This is a genomic window from Kitasatospora sp. NPDC007106 (genome assembly GCF_040634455.1).
Taxonomy (GTDB): domain Bacteria; phylum Actinomycetota; class Actinomycetes; order Streptomycetales; family Streptomycetaceae; genus Kitasatospora; species Kitasatospora arboriphila.
The window spans coordinates 1-2,595 of record NZ_JBEYFP010000801.1; the positions used below are offsets into that span (position 1 = coordinate 1).

A 2,595-nucleotide genomic window follows, 5' to 3' on the forward strand; every position below is an offset into this window, starting at 1 on the left:
CGTCGTCGACGGCCTCTACGAGACCGCCCGGCTGCACCCCGCCGCCTGGCCCTTCCGTCGGTCCGGACTAGTAGACCGGCTTCTCGGGCTCGATCTGGTTGACCCAGCCGATCACGCCGCCGCCCAGGTGGACGGCGTCGGAGAAGCCCGCCGACTTGAGGACGGCCAGCACCTCGGCCGAGCGGACGCCCGTCTTGCAGTGCAGCACGATCTTCTTGTCCTGCGGCATCCGCTCCAGCGCGGTGCCCATCAGGAACTCGCCCTTGGGGATCAGCGTCGCGCCGGGGATGTTGACGATCTCGTACTCGTTGGGCTCGCGGACGTCGACCAGGAAGATGTTCTCCTCGTCGTCCAGCCACTCCTTGAGCTGCTTGGAGGTGATGGTGGAGCCCGCGGCCGCCGCCTGGGCCTCCTCCGACACGACGCCGCAGAAGGCCTCGTAGTCGATCAGCTCGGTGACGGTCGGGTCGTCGCCGCAGAGCGCGCAGTTCGGGTCCTTGCGGACCTTCACCGAGCGGTACTGCATCTCCAGGGCGTCGTAGATCATCAGCCGGCCGACCAGCGGCTCGCCGACACCGGCGAGCAGCTTGATGGCCTCGGTGACCTGGATCGAGCCGATCGAGGCGCAGAGCACGCCCAGCACGCCGCCCTCGGCGCAGGAGGGGACCATGCCCGGCGGCGGGGCCTCCGGGTAGAGGCAGCGGTAGCAGGGGCCGTGCTCGGCCCAGAACACGCTGGCCTGGCCGTCGAAGCGGTAGATCGAGCCCCAGACGTACGGCTTGCCGAGCAGCACCGCGGCGTCGTTCACCAGGTAGCGGGTGGCGAAGTTGTCGGTGCCGTCCACGATCAGGTCGTAGCCGGAGAAGATCTCCATGACGTTGGAGTTGTCGAGCCGGTCCTCGTGCAGGATCACGTCGACGTAGGGGTTGATCTCCTTGACCGAGTCACGGGCGGACTCGGCCTTGGAGCGGCCCACGTCGGACTGGCCGTGGATGATCTGGCGCTGCAGGTTCGACTCGTCCACCGTGTCGAACTCGACGATGCCGAGGGTGCCGACACCCGCCGCGGCCAGGTACATCAGGGCGGGCGAACCGAGGCCGCCCGCGCCGACGCAGAGCACCTTGGCGTTCTTCAGCCGCTTCTGCCCGTCCATGCCCACGTCGGGGATGATCAGGTGGCGGGAGTACCGGCGGACCTCGTCGACGGTGAGCTCGGCGGCCGGCTCGACCAGGGGTGGCAGCGACACGGGGACTCCGATGGTCGTCAGTTCATAAGGCTTTGCTGTGCCAACAGTGTCACGTGCCACTGCTATTCCGAGACAGCAGGTCCGTCATGTGAGATGGCCGACACCGGATGCCGAGACTGCCCCGTTCTCCCGCGATGCCGCTGGTCACACGGCATCCGGTGGCCTCCGGACGGTTCAGACCCGGCAGGCGGTTTCCAGCCAGACGTCGCCCAGGGACTCCTCCAGCGGCACCTGCGTCCGCCATCCGAGACGGTCGCGCGCCGTCCGGACGTCCGCCTGACGCCACGGCACCGGCTCCGGCAGCGGCCGCGGCTCGCCCACCCGATGGTGCTCCCCGCCCTGGCTCGGCACCAGCGCCGGCCGGCCGTCCTCGGCCACGATCCCCTCGAAACCCGAGGCCCGGACGAGCAGGTGCGCCGCGTCCCGGGCCCGCACCGCGTGCCCGCTGCCGATGTTGATCACCCCGGTGGCCGCCGAGACCGCGGCCGCCTGGACGGCCCGCGCGACGTCCCTGACGTCGACGAAATCCCGGTATCCGGACAGGTCCGGCATCCGCACCTGCAGCTCGTCGTGGACGAGCGCCCGCCGCAGGCCGTCCGCCAGCCGTCCGAACAGCGAGGCCGGCGGCGCGCCCGGGCCCACCACGTCGAAGACCCGCAGCACCGCGGCGTCCAGCCCGGAGGCCAGCACCAGCTCGGTGCCGGCCAGCTTGGACACCCCGTACGGCCCGACCGGCCGGGGCTCGGTGCCCTCGCCGATCGGCGCGCCCGGCTGCATGGGCCCGTACTCGGCGGCCGAGCCGATGTGCACCAGCCGGGCGGGCTCGCGGCTGCGCCGGATCGCCTCGCAGACGGTGGCCACCGCCAGGGTGTTGGAGCGGATCAGCGTCCGCGAGCTGCCGTAGGTGGCGCCCGCGCAGTTGATCACCACCTGCGGGGCGACCGCGTCCAGGAACCGGGACAGCGCACCCGGGCTGCCCGCGGTCAGGTCGAACCGGATGTCGGCCGAGTCCCGCCGGCCGAGCACGGTGACCTGCAGGTCGGGCTCGGTGAGCAGGCGGTCGGCGACCCGGCGGCCGATGAAGCCGTCGGCGCCCAGCAGCAGCACCCTCATCGGGGGTGTCCTTCCACGAGGCCCGGCCGCGGGGCCGGGCGGACTACGGAATGCGTACGGATTGCGTGGGTGGCGGCCCGTCAGTCCTCCGGCGGGCCGCCCGAGGACTCCGTGCAGCCGGTCCGCGGATCGGCGAGGACCAGCCAGGTGTACGGCGCCAGCAGCGCCGTCGCCGCGGCGCACACCACCGGCGGCGGCACCGGCCCGGCGGCCGCGGTCGGCGCCGTGCTGGCGCT

2 protein-coding genes are annotated in these 2,595 nt (G+C 72.1%); both read right to left on the reverse strand.

The features are described from left to right. Positions 1-67: 67 nt before the first annotated feature. The gene (gene moeZ / locus ABZ641_RS32540) at positions 68-1,246 is read right to left on the reverse strand and encodes an adenylyltransferase/sulfurtransferase MoeZ (protein ID WP_344625588.1); all 1,179 of its coding nucleotides are present in this window, start codon (positions 1,244-1,246) and stop codon (positions 68-70) included. A 174-nt stretch (positions 1,247-1,420) separates the two neighbouring features. Next, positions 1,421-2,359 carry an NAD-dependent epimerase/dehydratase family protein gene (locus ABZ641_RS32545; RefSeq protein WP_263103764.1) on the reverse strand — a complete coding sequence of 313 codons (939 nt, stop codon included), beginning with the start codon at positions 2,357-2,359 and terminating at the stop codon, positions 1,421-1,423. Between the last annotated feature and the right edge of the window lie 236 nt (positions 2,360-2,595).